Origin of the sequence: Marinimicrobium sp. UBA4509 (assembly GCF_002388575.1) — a bacterium.
Classification (GTDB): domain Bacteria; phylum Pseudomonadota; class Gammaproteobacteria; order Pseudomonadales; family Cellvibrionaceae; genus Marinimicrobium; species Marinimicrobium koreense.
Window position 1 is genome coordinate 35,814 of the sequence record NZ_DGMV01000073.1, and the last position, 22,029, is coordinate 57,842.

Here is a 22,029-nt window from a genome sequence, read left to right on the forward strand (position 1 = left end):
ATGCACAGCAGGCTGTTCTTCAGGAAGGCCCCCTCAACAAACACCGCGCCCCGAGCCTTGAGAAGATCGAGCTCAAGGTCCAGCATCAATGCACTGTAAACCGACGCCAGAGCGGCCCCGTTTATGCGATCGATACTCCCCACAATTCGCCCCGGCGTTCCGGAAAACGGGCCCGAGGTATCACAGAACTGAGGCAGCGCGTAGACGGCGTCCGCCAGGACGGTGTCGATATCCTCAACACTGAAAGGCTCCTCCGGATAGGATCCCAGGCGGTAACAGATGGCTTCGTACTCCCGCCCGCCCATAAAGCGGGCACAGGGCACCGGAGTCCCCCGGCAATCGACATTCATCAGCATGTCCCGGGATTCGTCGAGTTCGGCGTTACCTCCGCTGTTGGTCATGGTGATCGCCCAGGTTCCGGTAGAAATCACAGAGAAAGGCTGGCCATCATTCTGGAGCAGATACCGCAAGTAACTGGCGTTGCTGTCATGGATGCCCACCGCAACCTGACAGGAAGCGGGCAAACCGGTTCGGGCGATGAAATCGGAACACACCGGGCCCACCAGACTGTCGGCGGTTTTCAGCTCGGGAAACAGTGCTCGCCACCCCATCCGATCAACCAGCGATGAGTAATCGTTTCGCTCCGGAGCCCAAAGGTCGGTATGACAACCGAGCGAGGTTCTTTCGGCGCAGCGCTCACCGGTCATCCGCCACACCCAGTATTGGGGGTACAACAGAATATCGGTGGCTTGCCCGAACGCCTGGGGAAACCGTTGCTGCAACCAGTACAATTGCCGCCCCAGGTTCAGGCCCGCCGACAGATCGGGAGAGCGGGTTTCGGAGAAATCCGGTCGAACGCCGGTGTAGTCCCCAGTTATTGCGTCAGGGCCCGCGTATTCATAATCCAGAATCGGAAGCACCAGCCCATTACCGGAGCCTTGCCTATCAACGAGGGCCGCCGTAGCGCCGTGGGTGGTGACACTGATTGCGGTGATGGAAAACGCGTCCGACACCTCGCGAACCGCCTCGCAGAACCAGTCCCATATGGCATCCACATCGAAGTGGGGATAAAGCGGATTCTCTACCACGGCATTGCGCCTGGTTTTCTCGAACCGACTCTCGAGATGCTCATCGAGAACATGCACTTTAATGTTGGTTTTACCAATATCCAGAATCAGAATGTTACTCATTGAGACAAATTCACCATGTCGTGTTGTCGCCGGGATAGCTGCATGATTCACCCCGGTTCAAGTCAAGTGTTCCGGTTAACGTTGGGCGTGCTTCTCTTTCAAGTGGGACCAGAGGGTCGCCGAGATCAGATAAGTCGCCGTTGGAAGAAAGACCCAGTGTTTGACCAGGTCAATGTTACCCGAATCGACGCTGTACAGCCCAAGCCCCAAGCAAACCAACAACGAGCCGATCGCCACCACAGCGGATGCGGCCATGGCGGGCGAACCGAAGCGGCCTGCGTCAGCGCCAGCTCGCGTCTGGGGCGCATGCAGATACTGCTGTTCGGCCTGCTTGCGCTGCGCCTCCTCCGCTTCGTGCACCGAAGATTGCAGGTAGGATCTGGCCGCCCCACTCCAGGCCGCCAGGGCGGTATACACGGCCGTCGCGGTAACCCAGGTCGGAATGAGCAGGAAAAACAGATGAATGCCCAAACGGTGAAAACCCCATGCCGCGCACAGAGACAGAAGCCAGGCCAGGCATGCGGGCCAATTGAGATAGGCCTTTCGATAATGGTTCCAGTATCGGGTCAGGCCAATCCGGGGAAAGATCCAGTGTTCGGTCACAATGACCGCGCCAATCGGCGCCAGGATCAGCCCCATCAGGCCCACAAAACTCATCAACTGGGTAAACACAAACGGGAAACAGGCGATGACGGTAGTCACCGCACCGGTAATGGCGGTGACCGTGGTGCGACGCCACCGGGGATGCAATGACTGAAACGCTAGCCCGGCCCGGTAAATGGTCGGATTGGACGTTGTCCAACCCGCGATGATGACGACCAATATCCCGGTCGCGCCAAGGGCCTGATAGGCAACCGAGCCCGCATCCAGTTTCTCAATGGAGGTATTGAGAACGAGCGCCGCCCCGGCGCCCATCACGCCGGCGCACACCCAGGCCAGATAGTGGCCAATAAACATCCCCAACACAGACAGAAACCCGTAGGACGACTTTCTGGCATAGCGCAATATGGTCATATCTGACAGGCCGCCATGCATGGCCAGGTTGGCCACCCAGGCAAAAGCCGCCACATGCCAGAGCCCGAGCCCGTCTTCGTCACCGCGCCATATGTGAGAATCGGCGATCAATAGCAGCCGCTGCAGGAAAGAGGACTCGGGCGCGAGCGGAGTCGCGTCACGCAGAACGGTGAGCATGGTCAAGCCGCCCACCACAAACATCATGATCATCCAGGGTGCGCAGACTTGCGCAAACACCGCCAGACGACGAAACCCCTTGGTAGAGACAATGGTCACCACAGCACCCACCAACAGGGCCACAGCCACGAAGGCGGGATCGGTCGGGTACCACTCAACCTGCGGGCCGATACCGAAAAGAACTCGGGCCGCCGAGGCGGATACCGTGATCATGGCGCCCGCCAACACATAGAAAAGCAGACCATTCACAACGCTATAAAGGTTGATCAGCCCCTTCCCGCCAATTTTCTTCAGGTAGGCGTAGAGCGTCAGACGCGTGTCCACCGCGATCGGTGCACACACCAGGCCCCAGGTCAGTACCGCCGCCAGGTTGCCCCACAGCAGCCCCCAGAGCACATCGGCAACACCAACGCCCCAGGCCACAAAGCTGGCGCCAATGACAAATTCCGTGCCCGCCACATGCTCACCGGCATAACTGGCGGCAAAATGGCGGGCGGGCTTCAACTGATCGGGCCGCAAGGGCGCCTGCTCAAACTCATCGTGGGACGGCATGTTCACTATACTTATTTGTATTGTTGACGGTATTCGAGGGTTCGGGCCGCGACAGGCAGGCTCGAACTGAACATTAATGATCAGTTATGAACAATAACGTCAAAATAGCATTTAAACAACCTCAAAACCCATAAAGATTCGATCAACTTCACCTTGACCCTCCATTTTTGCTCATTTATAATCACTCTCAATCAGAAATTCGGATTATGAATCCATTATTCACCTGAAATAAGAGCGACGACCATGGCCTCGAAATTAGATAACCTCTGGAATGATCAAGAAGCCGCCAAGATGAGCGAGCCCGAGCTGTTGAAGTACCGCTCCAACCTGCTCGGCTCCGACCTGCGCATCACCAACTTCGGCGGAGGCAACACCTCGGCCAAACTCACCATGAAGGACCCACTGAACGGTCAGGACGCCGAGGTGCTCTGGGTAAAAGGCTCCGGGGGTGATCTGGGCTCGATCAAACTCGATGGTTTCTCCACCCTTTATATGGAGAAGCTGCATCAACTGAAAGACCTGTACCGGGGCCTGGAGCACGAAGACGAGATGGTGGGCTACTTGCCCCACTGCACCTTCAACCTGAACCCCCGCGCCGCCAGCATCGATACCCCGCTGCATGCCTACATCCCCCATAAGCATGTAGACCACATGCACCCGGATGCCGCCATCGCCATTGCCTGCACCAAGAACAGCAAAGAACTGACCGAAACGATTTTCGAAGGCGAAATGGGCTGGCTGCCCTGGCAGCGTCCGGGCTACGACCTGGGGCTGAAGCTGGAAAAAGTAGCCAAAGACAATCCCAACCTGAAGGGCATCATGCTGGAAGGTCACGGTATCTTTACCTGGGGCCCCACATCCAAAGACTGTTACCTGACCACGCTGAACATCATTCAACGCGCGCAGGACTGGCTGGAAGCAAACAACAAAACCGACGCCTTCGGCGGCATCAAGTATGACAACCCCCTGGATGACAGCCGTCGGCAAACCGTCATCAGCGAACTGATGCCCCTGATTCGCGGCAAAATCACCAACGAGCAACGCAAAATCGGCCACTTCAACGATTCCGATACCGTGCTGCAGTTCGTGAATTCCAAAGACCTGGAGCCACTGGCCGCCCTGGGCACGTCCTGCCCGGATCACTTCCTGCGCACCAAGATCCGCCCGCTGGTTTTGGATTTCGACCCCACCGCCAAGGACCTTGATGCTGAACTGGCACGCTGCGTGAAGGGATTGGATCAGCAACTTGAAGCCTATCGCGAGGATTACGCGGCGTATTACGATCGTTGCAAGCGGGGCAACAGCCCGGCCATGCGCGACCCCAATGCGGTGGTTTACCTGGTGCCGGGGGTCGGCATGATCACCTTTGCCAAAGACAAGGCCACCGCGCGCATTGCCGGTGAGTTCTACGTCAACGCCATCAATGTGATGCGCGAAGCCAACGGCGTCAGCGAGTATGTGGGCCTGCCGGAGCAGGAAGCGTTTGATATTGAATACTGGCTGCTTGAAGAAGCGAAATTGCAGCGCATGCCCAAGCCCAAGTCTCTGGCCGGCCGCATCGCCTTCATCACTGGTGGCGCCGGAGGTATCGGCAAGTCCACGGCCATCCGTATGGCCGAGCAAGGCGCCTGTATCATGTTGGCCGACATTGACCAGGCCGGTCTCGACCGCGCACAGAGCGAATTGACTCAGGCGTTCGGGAAAGATGTCATTCGCCAGGTGCACTGCGACGTGACCAAACCCGAATCGGTCGCCGGCGCCATGACCGAGGTTGCCCGGGAGTTCGGCGGCATCGACATTCTGGTGTCCAACGCCGGCATTGCCAGCTCCGCCCCGCTGGATGAAACCAGCCTGGACCTGTGGGACAAGAACATCAGCATCCTGGCCACCGGTTACTTCCTGGTCGGTCGCGAAGGCTTCAAACTGATGAAACGGCAGAGCACCGGCGGCTCCGTGGTCTTTATCGTCAGCAAGAATGGCCTGGTGGCCTCTCCCGGTGCGTCGGCCTACTGCACAGCCAAAGCCGCCGAAATCCAGTTGGCCCGCTGCATCGCGCTGGAGGGAGCCCCTCTGGGTATTCGCTGCAATGTGGTCAACCCCGACGCGGTACTGCGCGGTTCCAAAATCTGGGACGGCGAGTGGCGCCAGGAGCGTGCCGCAGCGTACGATATCAGTAACGAAGAACTGGAAGAGCATTACCGCCAGCGCAGTATGCTCAAGCGTTCGGTGTTGCCGGAAGACATCGCCGAGGCCGCCTACTTCTTCGCGGCGGATCTGTCGGCCAAGTCCACCGGCAATATTATCAACGTCGATGCCGGTCACGCGCCGTCCTTTACCCGATAACCCGAGCCAGCAGGAAAATAATCATGAAATACGCCATTCAGCCTGACGTCGTCTCGGCGCACAACGACAAACTGGCCTCCAATCTCAACCGGGATTTCGAGGTTCTGGGGGAGCAGCTCTCCCGCAAGGGAGTTGATATCAACGCCCTGACCGAAAAAGCGCAGGCCTTCGACATCGCCGTGCCCTCCTGGGGCACCGGCACCGGCGGCACCCGCTTTGCCCGCTTTCCCGGCGTCGGTGAACCGCGAAACATTTTCGAGAAGGTGGAAGACTGCGCGGTCATCCATCAGCTCTCGGGTTGTGCCAGCGCCATTTCGCCCCACTTTCCCTGGGACGTGGTGGATGACTTCAGTGAACTGAAAGCCCACTCCGACAGCTACGGCCTGAGCTGGAGTTCAGTGAACTCCAATACCTTCCAGGATCAGCCGGACCAGGCGCAGTCCTACAAGTACGGCAGCCTCACTCATACCAGTGCGGCGGTACGCGAGCAGGCCGTCGCCCACAACATCCAGGTGATTGAGTGGGGTAAAAAGCTAGGCTCCGACACCCTGACGGTCTGGGTCGGCGATGGCTCAAACCATCCGGGCCAACAACACTTCCAGCGCGCGTTTGAGCGCTACCTGGACAGCGCCAAGGCCATTTACGCTGCCCTGCCCGGTGACTGGGAAATGCACCTGGAACACAAGATGTTCGAGCCGGCCTTCTACTCTACAGTCATTCAGGACTGGGGCAGCAACATCCTGGCGGCCATGGAAACCGGCGAGCGGTGCAAGTCTCTGGTGGACCTGGGCCATCACGCACCCAACGTCAACATCGAGATGATCGTCTCGCGCCTGATTCAGTTCAAGAAGCTGGGCGGCTTCCACTTCAACGACAGCAAGTACGGCGATGATGATCTGGACAGCGGCTCCATTCATCCCTACCAGCAGTTCCTGATATTCAACGAACTGGTGGATGCCGAGCACCGCAAACAGCCCGGTTTTTCACCGGCCTATATGCTCGATCAATCGCACAATGTCACCGACCCGATCGAAAGTCTGATCAATTCCGCGATTGAGGTGCAGCGCTCTTACATTAAGGCCCTGCTGGTTGACCGCACAGCACTGGAAGGTTACCAGCAGGACAATGATGCCCTGATGGCGAGCAACACACTGAAAGAAGCGTTCAACGTCGACGTGTCTCCGATCCTGGCCATGGCCCGTTTCCGGAAAAACGCTGCGATCAATCCGCTCGCCACCTACCGGGCCTCCCAGTACCGCGAGCAGGCGGCGGTGGCTCGCCCTGATACCGGTGGCAGCCGTTCCGGTATTGTGTAGTGCATTGGGTGCCGGCTTCAATGTGTCGGTCGGCACCGTTTTTACCCTTCCCGGTCGCTGTGAATCAGACGGATAATTATGTCGAATAACCAGTCATCACAAGGCCCTCATGTCGGCCTGTTTATTACCTGCCCGGTGGACCTGATACGGCCCAGCATCGGCTTTGCGACCGTAAAGCTGTTGGAGCAGGCCGGTTGCACCGTCAGCGTGCCGGAACAGAGCTGCTGCGGACAGGTCGCGTTCAACAACGGGCTTCCCGACGAGACCCGCGCATTGGCCTGGAACATTGTGCAGAGTTTCAAAGACTTTGATTACGTCGTTGCGCCCTCCGGCTCCTGCGGTGGCATGATCAGGGAGCACTACCCCGAACTGTTCGCCGGGGATCCCCGAAGTGCCGAAGTCGAGGCCTTCTGCCGCAAGGTATTTGAGCTGACCAGTTTTCTCACGGATGTGCTGGACTACACCCCGGACACACCCAACATCGATTTGAGCTCACAGAAAGTGACCTATCACGATAGCTGCGCGGGCCTGCGCGAGCTGGGCATCAAGCAGCAGCCGCGTCGCCTGTTGAAGCAGTGCTCAGGGGTCGAGGTGACCGAGATGGCCGACACCGATGTCTGCTGCGGCTTTGGCGGCACCTTCTGCGTCAAGTACTCGGATGTCTCCAACCGCATGGTCGGCGACAAAACCCGAAACATTCAACAATCCGGCGCCTCCATGGTACTGGGCGGGGATCTGTCCTGCCTATTGAATATTGCCGGCAAGCTGCAACGGGATGCCGACCCGGCCTCCGGCAATTCTGTGGTTCAGGTGCGTCATATTGCCGAAGTGCTGGCGGGTGATCTCGCCGCGCCCGCTATCGGCGAAGCCGCCGCCGACTCCGGGGAAACATCATGAGCGGCGTCCAGATACAGGAACCGGACTTCATCGCCCGCTCCCGGGGCGCCCTGGATGATGACAACCTGCAGCAGGCCCTGGAAAAGGCCGGCTCAGGCTTTGTGCACAAACGCCAGGCGGCGATCGAGCGCGTACCCAACTTCGAGGCCATGCGCGATCGCGCCCTGCGCGCACGCCAGCGTGCGCTGAAAAATCTGGATATTTACCTGCTGCACTTTGAAAAGAAAGTGCAGGACGCCGGCGGACAGGTCCATTGGGTCGAAACCCCCGAACAGATGCGCGAGACCGTCGTCGGACTGTGTCGTCAGTACGAGGCCAAAACTGTCACCAAGGGCAAGTCCATGGTGGGCGAAGAGGTCGAGCTGAATGAGGCGCTCGAAGAGGCGGGCATCGAACCTCAGGAAACCGACCTGGGCGAATATGTCATCCAACTGGCACATGAACGCCCCAGCCACATCGTCGCCCCGGCACTGCACAAAACCAAGGCGCAGGTTCAGGCCTTGTTCCGGGACAATCATCCGCTGGGCGAGCGGGATCTTGACGCGGTCGAGTCGATCGTCAACGAAGCCCGGGACGTGATCCGCGAGCGGTTCCTGCAGGCGGATGTGGGTATCACCGGCGCCAATATGCTGATTGCCGAGACCGGCACCGCCGCGATTGTGACCAATGAAGGCAATGGCGATCTGACGGCGACGCTGCCCAAAACCCATATCGTGACCACGTCCATCGACAAGGTGATTCCCACCTGGAAAGACGCCAGCGCCATCCTCCGGGTACTGGCCCGCAGCGCCACCGGGCAAGACATTACCACCTACACCACTTTTTTTACCGGCCCCAAGGGCGCCCAGGATAAAGACGGGCCGGAGAATTTTCATATTGTCCTGATGGACAACCGGCGCACGGAAATTCTGGGCACGGAATTCCAGGACATGCTGCACTGCATTCGCTGCGGTGCCTGTATGAATCACTGCCCGGTCTACCAATCTGTGGGCGGGCACACCTATAACAGCGTCTACCCCGGCCCCATGGGCGCCGTGCTCACCCCCCTGCTGCGCCACGGCAAAGATGACTATCAGCTGCCCAATGCCAGTACCTTCTGCGGTCGCTGCGAATCGGTGTGCCCGGTGCGCATTCCCCTGCCCGGCCTGATGCGCAAGTTACGGGACAAAGAGCAGCGTGAAGCGACCCGTTCCAAGGCATCAACGATGGCCGTTAAACTGTTTTGCCGACTCAGCCGCCGCCCCGGACTTTACCGGCGGCTGACCAGTCCTGCGGTGAAGGTGTTGCGCTGGTTGGCAGGCAGCCGGGGACGCTTCCGCTCACTGCCGATGATGTCCGGCTGGACCCGGTACCGGGATTTCTCTGCGCCGCAGGGGTCCAGCTTCCAGACTCAGTGGCGGCAACAGCAGCGTCAATCACACCCGGAGAACCGTCGTCATGGATAGTCGCACCCGTATTATCGAGCGCATTCGTCAGTCCATCGGCAGCGACCACGCGGGCGAGGACCTGGAAGCGGTCTTCAAAACACTGTGTGAGACGCAGGCCGACACGCCGGCCCAACCGGCACTCAGCCATGTGGAAACCGTCTCGCGCTTTATCAGTGAAGCCCAGCGCAACGGCGCTGTGGTGACCGAGCTGGAAAGTCTGGAGCAGGTTCAGCGCTGGCTGGAGCGCGAAGCGGACAGTCAGAGCGTTCCCCCCACCCTGTCGCTGTCCCCCCAAATCGCCGCGAGCCAATCCGATTGGGGATCACTGACCCTTTCCGACGACACACCACAGCCGATTCAGAGTTGGGGACTGGTGCGTGCCCACTCGGCGATGGCGGAAACCGGGACCATCCTGTCCCTGAGTCGGGACTGCCCGAGCAGGCTGTTGTTTCTGGTAGAACGGCTGATCGTGCTGATCGACAAGCGGGACATTGTGCGCTTTCACGAAGATGCCTGGGAGAGGCTGCACGATGGTCAGCCTCTGCCGCGAACAGTCAACCTGGTCACCGGCCCGTCCCGGACCGCCGATATCGAGCAACAGATTCAGATTGGCGCCCATGGACCGCGCCGGACCGATTACCTGATTGTTGAGTCCCTGCCCCAGTGACCAAACCCTATTGATTGATATCGAATCCGTTGAATTATTTTGGAGTAGACCGTGAAACAACGCCTGGTGATTGGCAACTGGAAGATGAACGGCAGCCTGGCCGACAATATTCTCTGGGCGACCCACTTTCGCCACGGACTGAAATCCCAGACGCTTCAGGACGTGGAGGTCGCCGTCTGCCCTCCCTTTCCTTACCTGCAATCCATTCGTTCAATACTGCCCGATATCGTACAGCTTGGCGCCCAGGATGTAAGCTCCGAGTGTATTGGCGCTTTCACGGGTGAAATCAGTGTCAACATGCTCAAGGAGCTCCAGTGCCGCTATGTGATCGTCGGCCACTCCGAGCGACGGGCCCGCATGGGAGAGCGAGACGCGGATATTGCCGAGAAGTTCAAGCTGGTCTCCCTTGCGGGGCTGACCCCGGTGTTGTGTGTCGGTGAAACGGAACAGGAGCGGGCACAGGGTCAGACCCGATCGGTCATTTCCCACCAGATTCAGACGGTGATTGATCGTTGTGGTGCGCACGCATTGCGCAACGCGGTCATCGCCTATGAGCCGGTGTGGGCGATTGGTACCGGGGTATCCGCGGAGTTGGCGGACATTCAGTCCACCCACGCCGTGATCAGAGCGCAATTATCCGACAACGGCCTGGACGCTGATGACGTCACCCTGCTTTATGGCGGCAGTCTAAAACCCGGCAATAGTGAGGAGATCTTTTCATTGCCCAATGTCGATGGCGGTCTGATTGGCGGTGCCTCCCTGAAAGCCGCCGACTTTCTGGACATCTGCTGGGCCGCTCAGACCCGGCCGCCCAAGCCCGAAATGAAATCCACGAATAACGTCCGCTACCAAGACTTTTAGTGAAAGGTTATGACTGATTTTGTTTGTTTTTTCGGCAATTTTATGCTAGTTTTTCGTCAAATTTCCTTTACATGATCATTTCATCTCGGGGCCTCGACTTCCATGCTGGAAAAACAACGCCACAAACTGCTGCTGGACATTCTCGACGAACAACAGTTTGTCAGTGTCAACGACCTGTCCACGCAACTGAACGCCTCTGAAGCCACTATCCGGCGGGACATCACCAAGCTGTCCAATCAGGGCCAGCTGCGCAAAATCCGGGGTGGGGCCGAGGTGCTCAAAGTCCAGGACCGGAAAGTCCGTCGCCCGCACATTTCAGGCTCGGCGTTTCTCGCGGCCAAGGAACAGCGGGCCGACGTCAAACGGCTGATCGCACAGGAAGCAGTGAAGTTGTGTGAGGACGGTGAATTCATCATCATCAACGGCGGTAGCTCGACCTACATGATGAAGGAGTTTCTGGCCGACCGTCACCTGAACGTGCTGACGAACTCCTTTGTGCTTGCCCAGGACCTGTCGGAAGTCAGTGACAACCAGATTACGCTGCCCGGCGGGGAGCTCTACCGGAAACAGGGCATCATCCTGAGCGCCTTTGAGAACGACACCATCCAGTATTACCACGCCAGCAAAATGTTCATGGGAACGCCGGGGATTGGCGAGTTTGGGGTCATGGAATCAGACCCGCTGTTGATCCAGACCGAGCAGAAGCTGAAAAAGCAGGCGGATCAGCTGATCATCCTGGCGGACAGTACCAAGCTCAACAAACGCAGCAACTTCATTCTGTGTCCGCTCTCGGATGTGGACATTCTGATCACGGACAGTGAAGCCGACCCGAAGACCGTGCGCTTTTTTGAAGATCAGAACATCAAAGTGATTCTGGTTGATGTGAGTCAGGCGGAATAAAACGTTAGCAACAAGCGGCGGCACCACAGGGGTGCCGCCAACCTTACTCTACGTCTTCCAACAACGCTTCCAACGTCGCTTTTGATATCGGCAGTACCGTCCCGTGTCGGGTTCCCTCCGGGAAACTGATCTCGTCTGAAATATCCGTCCATGTATCGAAATCACGGGTGCGCATCGCGCCGTAGCGTTTGTTGGTGTACTCGTCGTAATAGACGGTAACCGTCTCCCCCTGATCGAGCAGGGTTGGCCCCTCCACCCATACGCCCTCGGGCGTGAACGGCTCGGACGGCTCCGTCCAGGGCCCATAAAGACTGTCACTGCGAGCCACCCGCAGATTTTTCTCGGCGGGGTGACGGGTCTCATCTTTCAGGATCATGACATAACCATCCCCATCGGGAATGATGGTGGAGTCAATCACATTGAACCCGGGCTCATAGAACAACTCCGTGTCGCTGTAGGTCTGAAAATCTTTGGTGGTCGTGTAATAGATCCGGTGGTTCAGGCCGTCGTCGCCGCTATCGGCGGTTTCAGGAAATTGTCCCGGAATGGTGCTGGCCCAATAAATCACATACTGAGCATTCTGATCATCCCAGATGATTTCCGGCGCCCAGGTATTTCTCACCGTTGGTTCGTGAGCCATTACCGGGACGAACTGTTGTTCGGACCAGTTCACAAGGTCATCGGAGTGAGCCACCCCCAGCCCCTTATCCCACCAACCGGTGGTCCACACCATGTGGAAAGTCCCCTCGGGGCCCTGAATGATACAGGGGTCACGCATCAGCCCCTGACCGACCTCGGGCTCGAGGAACGTCGTATCGTTTTTCAACGCCTTCCAGGTCAGCCCATCGTGACTGTATGCCAGGTGCAAACCGCCCTCTCCGTTGCCCCGAAAAGAGGAAAAGACATAAGCATCATCAGAAGTGGGGGTTGATTCGCAGCCGGCCAGTAAAACGACTAACAAGATTCCGAGGGTAATACCACCGTGTCGAAAAGTCATGAAAGGTCCTTGCAATTATTTGTAGTATGAATCTGAATTTTACGCGATCCAACTCGCAAGTCTACCCCGATACCCCGATGACTCGCTCGACTCTGTCAATAATCAAAAAAGGGCGCCGAAGCGCCCTTTTTGCCATGATTCGAACGGCGGTCACTCAGCGCACTGACTGACCATCATGGTGCCGCCGTCGAGTGCGTCGTTGATCTGAAAACTGAACACATAGTCCCCCGACTCGGGAATGTCGATAGACGATTCAGTTCCGGGCCCGGACGCAACCGCCATGGCCTGCTCTGCCCCCAGAACGACATCGGCGCTGCCTGCAACGGCGAATTCATAGGTCCACTCCGCGTTCGCGAACTTGAAGCCGTAGCTGGTTGCCGAGGGTTCGTTCACCACAACCTGATACAGGTTATCGCCTTTGTAGCCAAAGCGACGATCGCTTGGGGTTGCACCAAACCCGTCGCCTCCCGCGTAAGAACCGCGAATGTACATGTCGGATGCGAGTGGGCCGGTGCCGTCCGCATCGGGCGTATCGCACGCTGCCAGGGGGCCAGACCCGACCGGCCCATCGCTGGTGGTACAACCCGGTCCGTCCTCAGTAGGTGACTCAACGTTCAGAAACAGTGCAGCGCTGGCCGGAATCTGGATCTGATAACGCCCTTCCTCGTCAGCGTTGATGGTTTCGTCGGTGAGCAGGTTGGTCAAGGTTCCGGTGCTTCCCAGCGCGCAGGCTTCAAAAGTCGTCTCGATGGGTTCATTACTCACATTCAGCAGGTAGAGGATCGCATCGTCTGCATAGGTTTTGTAATCCGCATAGAGCGCACCGGCCACGTCAATGGGCGCAACAATAGCCGTGCGTTCACCGCGATACAGTGCCGGTTGCGCCGCGCGCAGTTCCATCAGCTCCGTCAGATAATCGCGCAGCTCCGCTTGTTTCTCATTGGCGACAAACACCTCGCGCTCAGTCCCGCTGGGCAGACCTTCGACCTTTCCGCTGGTGCGGGCAACGTGGTCATCGCACAGCCCCTGGTCGGCACAGTTAGCGGTAACCTGATCGGCGTAATCCGGCACCTCCTCACCTATCTCTTCCCCGTAGTAGAGGGTGATGGGTCCGGTATACGCCGCCAGGAAACTGTAGGCCGCTTTGTGACGCGCCCAATAAAGATCCTCTTGCGGATCGGCAATATCGCCGCGCTGTAACAGATCCCCGAAGCGCACCAGATCGTGATTGCCCATAAAGCCATTGGGGATGGCGTGATCGGGATAGGCGTCGTAAGAATTGAAGCCGCTTCTAAGTCGCGCGGCGCTCGGGTTATTTGCCCCGCTCTCCTCCACCGCCAGGGCCTGAACCAGCGCGTACCGCACAGGGAAATCAAACGCCGAGCAAAGCGCAGGGTTGTCATCCGACCCATAGGCCTCGGCCGCAATGTCCGCTTCGCCTTTCCAGATTTCCGCGACCATATAGCCGAGTGGATTCACTGCCTCACCGTCGGCGTTGGTATAGGTGACCGATGCCGAGGCTTCTTCCACGGCGCGGCGAATCTCGACCCAGGCATCCAGGGGCACCTGATAGGCCTGGTCCAGACGCCAGCCGTCGATTTTCAGTTCCTCCACCCAGTAGGTAGCGACCTCTTTGAAAAATTCCAGATCATCCGGATACTCGGCAATACGACCGGTTCCGGCCACACTCGCACCACCGGTACTGACGGTTTGACCGTCAATGGAGGGATAGTCTTCCGCGTTATTTTTAAAGTGACCGTACACACCATCGAAGAACACATACAACCCCAGCTCATGGGCCGTTTCGACAAGCTCCCGGGCGTCGTCCATGGAGCCGAAGTTCGGATCAATCGCAAAGTAGTTGGTCGCGTAGTAGCCGGTCGCATCCAGTCGGTCGGCGGCCAGATCCTGGCCGGACAGGGGCACACTGTCAAAAACCGGCGTCAACCAGATGGCATTGAAGCCCAGGCCCTTGATGTACTCCAGACTGTCGATGATGCCGCGAATATCACCGCTGTGGTGGCTGGTTCCATAACCCACCCCATGACCAATGCCCGGGTCGCCATCAATGAAGGACTCCGTCATCACCTGATAAATGCGCAGGTTCATGGCCTCGGCGTAGGTGGGGTTGTCACAGGTGAGCGGCTCGGCGGTGTGGTCACCATCGCCGTCGGTATCATCCCCGTCGGAGTCATCGCCACCAGTATCATCGTCGTTGTCGTCGTCAGGATCGGGATTGACCACATCGGGACCGGAATCCCCCGACGAGGAACCACCACAGCCAACCAATGCGGAAAAGGATAACACCAGGGCGCTGAGCACCAGGGCGTACCACTGTCTTGATAGGGTTTTCATTATTTTCACTCCAGGATTTTATGTTATGAGCTGTTATCCGGAGTGATGGTAGGTGGGCGGCTCGGGGCGAACAACACATTGCATACGTATGCATAGGGATGAATACGTATGCAGCAAATCCGTCCTTCCTGACAGTGCACATACTGCTCACCCCGCGACCCAGCCTGGGAAGACACGGCTCCATCGTTCGATAAGTTCACGCTATGGAGATGATTGGCAAACTCCGGTTGAAATCCCGACGCCACGACACAAGATAAGGTCTTTCAAACCATTTAAGCGACATGCGACAAGTACACCCCAAAACGAATCGAGAGGAGATCTGCATGAGTCAGGCACCCGTGTTACCCGCCATTGGTCTGGGCACATTCCGTCTGAAAGATCAGGAGGTGGAAGACGCGGTGAAATCCGCGCTGGATCTGGGCTATCGACACATCGATACCGCCCAGTTTTACGACAACGAGGAAGCCGTCGGCGAGGCCATTCGCGAGAGTGGGATTCCCCGGCACGAACTGTTCATTACCACCAAAGTATGGCACGACTTCCTGGACAGCGATAAACCCGTCGAAAGCCTCAAGGAAAGCCTGCAGAAACTGGGCACAGACTACGTCGATCTTGCGTTGATCCACTGGCCCTCACCCGACAATGCGGTCCCCATGGCGCACTATATCGGCAAGCTAAACGAAGCACGGGAACTGGGGTTGACCAAGCATATCGGGATATCCAATTTCACCATCGCCCAGGTGGACGAGGCCCTGTCAGCCCCCGGTGGCGCACACATCGTCACCAACCAGATTGAGGTTCACCCCTACCTGCAGAACAAAAAGCTGGTCAAACATTGTCAGGACAAAGGACTGCAGGTCACCGGCTATATGCCCCTGGCGGTAGGTAAAGTGATGAAGGACCCGGTACTGGAAGACATCGGCAAGGCCCACGGTGTGACACCGGCTCAGGTCGCTTTGGCATGGGTGGCCCAACAGAACATCGTGGTCATCCCCTCCTCCACCAAGCCGGCGCACCAGAAAGCCAATCTGGCCGCCTTGGATGTCCGCTTGAGTGACAGTGAGATGGAAAAAATCAATGCCCTGGACGCCGGTGAGCGGATTGCCAACCCGGATTTCGCTCCCCAGTGGGACCAGTAACCCCACAGTATTGTGACCACACTCAAAAAGGCACCCCGGCGGTGCCTTTTTTATTCACTCCCTTTACCCCCTGCTGGGGTCCGAGCACCCGGCTACCCGCAAGCCCCGCCTCCCGGACTATACTGAAACGGACAACGACAATACTTCCATCAATCAACCAAACCAGGAGATGAATCGCATGGTTGCTATCACTGGCATCGACGTTCAGCCCATCGGCGCTCCACCCACCGGTTTTGGCGGTGACGCCCGCAATATTGCCCAGGGTGGCCCCACCTACGCCAATGCGGTACTGGAGATTCTCACCGACCACCCGGAGTTGCGCGGTACCAGCGTGATTTTCACCAACGGCCATGGCCTCAAGGAAATGTGCGAAGTCACCCGGATGGTGGCCAACCGCTTCCTGCTCCAGGAAGACTGGCTACCGGCGCCCACCGAGCTGCATAAAAACGGCAATCTGGGCCGCTTCTGCAAGCGTATGCTGCAGGACTCCGACTACAGCTGGCTGGGCGGTGTGGGCGTCTCACGCATGGCCATCGGGGCCGTTGCCAACGCCCTCTGGGACCTGAGCGCGAAAATCCAGCAGGTACCGGCCTGGCAACTGATTGTGGATATGGAGCCACGGGACCTGCTCGAATTCATCGATTTCGAACCCATTGGCGATGTGTTAAGCCCGGCCGAGGCCCTGGACCTGCTCCAGCGGGCCCAGGGCGGCAAACAGGAGCGGGTTCACACGATCTATCAACAGGGGCTGCTGGCATACAACACCGCCGGCTGGAGCGGAATCAGCAAGGAAGGCCTGGTCGATCAGACCCGCAAAATGCTGCAGGCGGGCTGGCCCCAGATCAAAATCAAGGTGGGCGCCAGCTATTCCGCCGCGCGGATGAAGGCCGACGAGGCCCGCACCCTGCTGACCCGGGAGGATATCGATCGTATGGCCCTGGAAGCGGCCAACGAGGATGCCGAGCGGATGATTCTGGTGTACCAGACCATTGAGCGGGAAGACCCTCGAGCAGATAAAATGAAAGTGGCCATCGACAGCAATCAGGTGTTCGATACCCGCTCGGCCTTCATTTTCGCGCATCAGCTTGGCCTGGAACTCTACCAGGCCAGCCCGGACTACCGGGTAGAGTGGTTTGAGGAGCCCTGCAACCAGCACAGCCCCATGGCCCATGTGGAGCTCCAACAGGCGCTGGACCGCGCCTTCGAGGACTACGCCCCGCCCCTGCGAATGCCCATTTCCACCGGCGAGCAGGGCGCCTCCCCCACCACCTTCAAAGACCTGTTGCACGCCCCGGATCTGAGCGGTAAAACCCGGGAAAAATACGCCATCGACGTGATCCAGATGGACTACTCCCGGGTGGGCGGTATCGGCGACAACCTGGCGATTCTGCTGATGGCCCAGAAAGCCCGGGAGGAGGGGCGAGATGTGCGCATTTGCCCTCACACCGGCGGTATCGGCCTGTGCGAGGGGATGCGCAACGTCCAGGCGATCAAGCAGGCCTGGTTCGGGCCCGACAACCTGGCCGGGGTGCCGGATATTCTGGAGTTTGTGGCCGAGGAGGAGCGCAGTGTCCACGAGGGCGTCTTTACCAATCCGGCGATCGTCAAAAATGGCTACTACCAGATGGGTCGGGAGCCCGGTGTGGGTGTGGATTACAGCGCCCGAGGCAAGCAGGACTACACCCTGCCCGGCGGCGATGCCTGGCTCGCCAGCGATCACTTTGCACAGTTGGCACGGAAATTTATGCAAGAGCCCCGGTAAGCCGCCTTTTCAGGGGCGCAACGGATCCAAAGACATCCGCGTCACGTAGAACCTGAATACATTAACTGTGCTAAAGTTCGCCAGACAATATCAAACAAAACCGTGATTAACCGTACTAACAGGAGAAGACCATGAAGCGCAGAGACTTTCTGAAGCTGTCGGCAGCGACAGCCGGTGCCACCCTGATCCCCGTACACACCGTGTCGGCTCAGGACGAAAAGCTATCTCCGGATGATGCGCAGGCCAAGGCGCTGAACTACATGGAGACCAGCGAAACCGAGGGCCAGCGCTGTAATAACTGCATCCACGCCAAGGGTGATCTGGAGGCCGAATGGGTGGGGTGCAACCTGTTCCCGGGCAAACAGGTCAAGGCCAGCGGCTGGTGTAATGTCTGGGCCGCTCGCGGCTGAGGTCGTTCCGAAGGCCGGAGCCTGCTTGCTCCGGCCGTCCCTCTGTACTTTCCTGCTTCAACTCGCCCCACTTCAACTCGCTTACCGGGTATAACCAGCCCACCCGCTCGTTACCCTACGAATTTGCTTTTGCGTTACCATAGTCCGCTCGGTCAACACCAAAAAAGAGCGATATTATGCTGACAACAGAACCCAATCCGGTCTACCGCCCCAACCCCGAACGCTACCAGAACATGCCCTACCCGCGCTGCGGGCGCAGTGGAGTGCGGTTATCGGCCCTGTCTCTGGGCCTGTGGCAGAATTTTGGCGGCGTGGACTCACTGAGCAATGCCCGAGCCATGGTTCAGCGGGCGTTCGACCTGGGCATCACCCACTTCGATCTGGCCAACAACTATGGCCCCCCCTACGGTTCCGCAGAAACCACGTTTGGCCAGATCATGAAGCAGGACCTGGCGCCCTATCGCGACGAACTGATCATTTCCAGTAAGGCCGGCTATGACATGTGGCCCGGGCCCTACGGAATCGGCGGCTCGCGCAAGTACCTGATCGCCAGTTGCGATCAGAGCCTGAAGCGTACCGGCCTGGAGTACTTTGATATTTTCTACTCCCACTGTATGGACCCGGACACCCCACTTGAGGAGACCATGGGTGCCCTGGACACCATTGTCCGCTCCGGTCGAGCCCTCTATGCTGGTATCTCCAACTATTCGCCGGAGAAGACCCGTGAAGCGGTGGCCATCCTGAAATCCCTGGGCACCCCGCTGCTGATTCACCAGCCGCGCTACAACATGCTCGACCGCTGGATTGAAGACGGCCTGACCGATGTGCTCAAACACGAGGGCGTTGGCTCTATCGTGTTCTCACCGCTGTCTCAGGGAATGCTCACCGACAAATACCTGAACGGCATCCCCGAGGGCTCGCGGGCCTCGCGCAGCGAACAGATTTACTTCAGTGAGGACGACATCAGCGCCGAGAACCTGAGCAAGGTCCAGGCACTCAACGAGGTGGCGCAGGCCCGAGGCCAGTCCCTGGCCCAGTTGGCGTTGGCCTGGGTGTTGAACAACGACGCCGTGACCAGTGCCATCATTGGCGCCAGTCGGCCCGAGCAGATTGAAAACTCGGTGGCGGCTCTGGACAACCTGGAACTCTCCGATGACGAACTAACCACCATTGAGGGCATTCTGGGCGCCTGAGACAGTGTACCCCTCACTCCCCACACAGCCGCTGGCCCAGCCAGCGGCTGATTACCGGAATCTGCTCCGCACAGACACCATGCTCCACCGAGTAGCGCTCATAGCGGACCGGATAGCCCCAGGTTTCAAGCTGCACCTCCGCGCGCTCCCCCAACACCTCAGGCACCACCGGATCGTGGACACCATGCTGAATCAGTACCGGAAGGGTCTGGTTGGCCGGCGCCCGCACCAGTGAGTCCGCTGTGGCCAGATAAGACGATAGAACCAACAGCCCTCCCAGCCGTTGTTCATAGCTGAGCGCCGCTTCATAGGCCACCGCACCGCCCTGGGAAAAGCCGGCGAGCACAATGCGCTCGGCCGCAATGCCACGCTCCAACTCCCGCTCAATCAGGCGATGGACGTCGCCCGCCGACGCCTTCAGCGTTTCGACATCCACTTTCCGGTCGATGCTCATTTCACGAATATCGTACCAGGCACGCATGACCATGCCGCCGTTGATGGTCACCGGTATCTGCGGCGCGTGGGGAAATACAAACCGGGTATGACACGAATCCGGCAGCTGCAGTTGCGGGACCAGCGGCGCGAAATCATTACCGTCGGCCCCCAGTCCATGCAGCCAGATGACCGCGCTGTTGGCGGGCGCGTTGGGTTCAATTTCCACACAGGGTAAATAGCTCATAAAACAGTTCCTGATTCTTTGACGGCGCAGGGTTTCAGACAAAGCGCCTAGTGTACCCCGTCACTAATACTGTGACATTCAGCGGGCCGGAAAGGGGCTAGCCGCAAGGCATGCCTTGCAGGGAAGGGTGGCTCCCTTTCCAAAAGGCATAACGCGGCGGATGGCCCCTTTCCGGCCCGCCCGCAGGGAGCGGGCCTAAATCGCCAGGGCGTCGTTGCGTCCCTTGCAAAGGGAACCACCCTTCACTGCGGAACGCGTCTAGCCCTGACGTTTTAGGCTCGCTCTGAATGTCACAGTATTAGTGACGGGGTACACTAGTATACGCGTCTGGCAAAAACAGAATAAGCCCTACCCACACGCCGCCAAATCCCGCTACACTCAGGGTAACCATGGATAACAAGGAATACACAATTTTATGACTCATTCTCAGCAGCCGTATCAGGGGTCCGTATTGGACCACTCGCAGAGAAAGTACCAGACCATTGATGCCGTCGTGTCCCCGGTGGGGCCACTGAAGGTGCTATCCAAAGTGGAAATGGCCAAACTCCTAGACGCCAGTCAGAGCGGCCTGTATTCCCTGTTTCGCAGCTGCGCCCTCGCGGTACTGAACAGCGGCAACTACATGGATGACGGCAAGGAGTTGCTGGAGCGCTACAAGAATTTTTCCATCCGTGTGCTGCAGGAAGAGCGGGGCATAAAACTTGATATCAAAGGGGCGCCGGCCAGCGCATTTGTCGACGGGAAGATGATTCGCGGGATTACCGAGCACCTGTTTGCCGTATTGCGCGATGTACTCTACGCCAGCGCGGAGATTCAGAATAATCCAAAGTTCGACCTGGACACCCAGGAGGGCACCACCGATGCCGTGTTCCATATGTTACGCAACGCCATGGCGCTGCAATCCGGCGTGGAACCCAAGCTGATCGTGTGCTGGGGCGGCCACTCCATCAGTCGCGAGGAGTATGATTACACCAAGGAGGTGGGCTACCAGATGGGCCTGCGCGGGTTGGATATCTGCACCGGCTGCGGACCTGGTGCGATGAAGGGCCCCATGAAGGGCGCCAATATCGGTCATGCCAAGCAGCGCATCAAGGCCGGCCGTTACTTGGGTATTACCGAGCCGGGCATTATCGCGGCCGAAGCGCCCAATCCCATGGTCAATGAGCTGGTCATTCTTCCCGATATCGAAAAGCGTCTGGAGGCCTTCGTTCGCTCTGGCCACGGCATCGTGGTATTTCCGGGCGGCGCAGGTACGGCGGAAGAAATCCTGTATTTGCTGGGGATTCTGTTGCACCCGGACAATCGTGACATTCCCTTTCCGGTCATATTTACAGGACCGGAAGACTCGGCCGCCTACTTCGAGCGCATCCATGAGTTCATTGGCACCACCCTGGGAGAAGAGGCCCAGCAACGCTACCAGATTATTGTGGATGATCCGCCTAAAGTCGCCCGGGAGATGCTTGAGGGCGTCAAGCATGTGCGCGAGTTCCGCCGGCACACCGATGACGCCTTTTATTTCAACTGGCAACTGAAAATTGATCCGGACTTCCAGCGTCCTTTCGTGCCCAACCACGAGAACATGCGCTCACTGGCGTTGCATAAAAATCAGGCCCCCCACGAACTGGCGGCCAATTTGCGGCGGGTCTTTTCCGGCATCGTCGCCGGCAATGTGAAGGATGAAGGCATCCGCGCGATTGAGCAACACGGGCATTTTGAAATTCACGGCGACCCGGAGGTGATGCTCCCGGTGGACGAACTGCTGGCCTCCTTCGTGGCGCAAAACCGTATGAAACTGCCGGGACGGACCTATCGCCCCTGTTACCGGATCATCTGATTACGCCGCCGATTGCCGTCGCGTGTCCGAAAGAGCCGCCGCAAACCATGGTCAATGTCTCACAAACATTGCCGACGATGGCGACTATCGCCAGAGCGGGTGATTCGAGAGAATACTCATCAACAGGGAGGTACACAGTGACGTGACGTCGACCAGGAAGGGTCAAGGGAAGCGCCTATTTTCACCGGGCCGGGAGGGCTCGGGACAGGACGTCAGGGATATCGGCGCGGAGCGCCGGCCAGGGAGCGCTCTTCGAGCGTCAAGGGAGCTTGCTCAGGACGAGCCGAACGGGGGTCAGTGCCATGCACTGACCCCG

The 22,029-nt window shown here is 58.4% G+C and carries 17 protein-coding genes; 12 read left to right on the plus strand and 5 right to left on the minus strand.

What is annotated here, in order from left to right:
* Both B3520_RS13925 and B3520_RS13930 read right to left on the minus strand, forming a co-directional pair.
* The coding region (locus B3520_RS13925) for an FGGY-family carbohydrate kinase (protein WP_286876320.1) at positions 1 to 1,190 on the minus strand (1,190 nt) is incomplete at its 3' end.
* 75 nt (positions 1,191 to 1,265) lie between these two features.
* A complete protein-coding gene (locus B3520_RS13930) occupies positions 1,266 to 2,933 on the minus strand; it encodes a purine-cytosine permease family protein (protein ID WP_286876321.1) in 1,668 nt (555 codons plus the stop codon).
* 243 nt (positions 2,934 to 3,176) lie between these two features.
* On the opposite strand from B3520_RS13930, the gene B3520_RS13935 reads away from it, so the two are divergent.
* From B3520_RS13935 to B3520_RS13965, 7 genes are all read left to right on the plus strand, one after another.
* Positions 3,177 to 5,276, plus strand: coding sequence for a bifunctional rhamnulose-1-phosphate aldolase/short-chain dehydrogenase (locus tag B3520_RS13935; protein ID WP_286876322.1), 2,100 nt, complete (start codon positions 3,177 to 3,179; stop codon positions 5,274 to 5,276).
* 23 nt (positions 5,277 to 5,299) lie between these two features.
* Positions 5,300 to 6,592, plus strand: a complete 1,293-nt coding sequence (rhaI, locus tag B3520_RS13940) for an L-rhamnose catabolism isomerase (protein ID WP_286806890.1) — start codon at positions 5,300 to 5,302, stop codon at positions 6,590 to 6,592.
* A 78-nt stretch (positions 6,593 to 6,670) separates the two neighbouring features.
* On the plus strand, positions 6,671 to 7,489 hold the full coding sequence (locus B3520_RS13945; RefSeq protein WP_286806889.1) for a (Fe-S)-binding protein: 819 nt from the start codon (positions 6,671 to 6,673) through the stop codon (positions 7,487 to 7,489).
* The gene (locus B3520_RS13950; protein ID WP_024459703.1) at positions 7,486 to 8,934 is read left to right on the plus strand and encodes a LutB/LldF family L-lactate oxidation iron-sulfur protein; all 1,449 of its coding nucleotides are present in this window, start codon (positions 7,486 to 7,488) and stop codon (positions 8,932 to 8,934) included. The genes B3520_RS13945 and B3520_RS13950 overlap by 4 nt, the downstream gene beginning before the upstream one ends.
* Positions 8,927 to 9,583, plus strand: a complete 657-nt coding sequence (locus B3520_RS13955) for a LutC/YkgG family protein (RefSeq protein WP_286876323.1) — start codon at positions 8,927 to 8,929, stop codon at positions 9,581 to 9,583. The genes B3520_RS13950 and B3520_RS13955 overlap by 8 nt, the downstream gene beginning before the upstream one ends.
* A gap of 51 nt (positions 9,584 to 9,634) precedes the next feature.
* Entirely contained in the window at positions 9,635 to 10,444 is an 810-nt protein-coding gene (tpiA, locus tag B3520_RS13960; protein ID WP_286806887.1) for a triose-phosphate isomerase, read from the plus strand.
* A gap of 102 nt (positions 10,445 to 10,546) precedes the next feature.
* Positions 10,547 to 11,344: a DeoR/GlpR family DNA-binding transcription regulator gene (locus B3520_RS13965; RefSeq protein WP_123636979.1), complete on the plus strand. Its 798-nt coding sequence runs from the start codon at positions 10,547 to 10,549 to the stop codon at positions 11,342 to 11,344.
* 43 nt (positions 11,345 to 11,387) lie between these two features.
* Here the strand turns inward: B3520_RS13965 and B3520_RS13970 are convergent, their stop codons facing one another.
* Both B3520_RS13970 and B3520_RS13975 read right to left on the minus strand, forming a co-directional pair.
* Positions 11,388 to 12,341 carry a glycoside hydrolase family 43 protein gene (locus tag B3520_RS13970; protein WP_286806886.1) on the minus strand — a complete coding sequence of 318 codons (954 nt, stop codon included), beginning with the start codon at positions 12,339 to 12,341 and terminating at the stop codon, positions 11,388 to 11,390.
* 150 nt (positions 12,342 to 12,491) lie between these two features.
* Positions 12,492 to 14,696, minus strand: a complete 2,205-nt coding sequence (locus B3520_RS13975; protein ID WP_286806885.1) for an alpha-amylase family glycosyl hydrolase — start codon at positions 14,694 to 14,696, stop codon at positions 12,492 to 12,494.
* Positions 14,697 to 15,019: 323 nt separating this feature from the next.
* Here B3520_RS13975 and dkgB point away from each other — a divergent pair, with 323 nt between their 5' ends.
* The 4 genes from dkgB (at position 15,020) to mgrA (ending at position 19,200) form a co-directional block, all read left to right on the plus strand.
* On the plus strand, positions 15,020 to 15,835 hold the full coding sequence (gene dkgB, locus B3520_RS13980; RefSeq protein WP_286806883.1) for a 2,5-didehydrogluconate reductase DkgB: 816 nt from the start codon (positions 15,020 to 15,022) through the stop codon (positions 15,833 to 15,835).
* A 178-nt stretch (positions 15,836 to 16,013) separates the two neighbouring features.
* Positions 16,014 to 17,597 (plus strand): enolase C-terminal domain-like protein, encoded by a 1,584-nt coding sequence (locus B3520_RS13985; protein ID WP_286876325.1) that lies wholly within the window; start codon positions 16,014 to 16,016, stop codon positions 17,595 to 17,597.
* A gap of 131 nt (positions 17,598 to 17,728) precedes the next feature.
* Entirely contained in the window at positions 17,729 to 18,007 is a 279-nt protein-coding gene (locus B3520_RS13990; RefSeq protein ID WP_024459695.1) for a high-potential iron-sulfur protein, read from the plus strand.
* Between the two features lie 176 nt (positions 18,008 to 18,183).
* Entirely contained in the window at positions 18,184 to 19,200 is a 1,017-nt protein-coding gene (gene mgrA, locus B3520_RS13995; protein ID WP_286806878.1) for an L-glyceraldehyde 3-phosphate reductase, read from the plus strand.
* A 13-nt stretch (positions 19,201 to 19,213) separates the two neighbouring features.
* Here the strand turns inward: mgrA and B3520_RS14000 are convergent, their stop codons facing one another.
* The gene (locus B3520_RS14000; RefSeq protein ID WP_286806877.1) at positions 19,214 to 19,879 is read right to left on the minus strand and encodes an alpha/beta hydrolase; all 666 of its coding nucleotides are present in this window, start codon (positions 19,877 to 19,879) and stop codon (positions 19,214 to 19,216) included.
* 415 nt (positions 19,880 to 20,294) lie between these two features.
* Between B3520_RS14000 and ppnN the strand changes: the two genes are divergently transcribed.
* The gene (ppnN, locus tag B3520_RS14005) at positions 20,295 to 21,713 is read left to right on the plus strand and encodes a nucleotide 5'-monophosphate nucleosidase PpnN (protein ID WP_123636971.1); all 1,419 of its coding nucleotides are present in this window, start codon (positions 20,295 to 20,297) and stop codon (positions 21,711 to 21,713) included.
* Positions 21,714 to 22,029 lie beyond the last annotated feature (316 nt).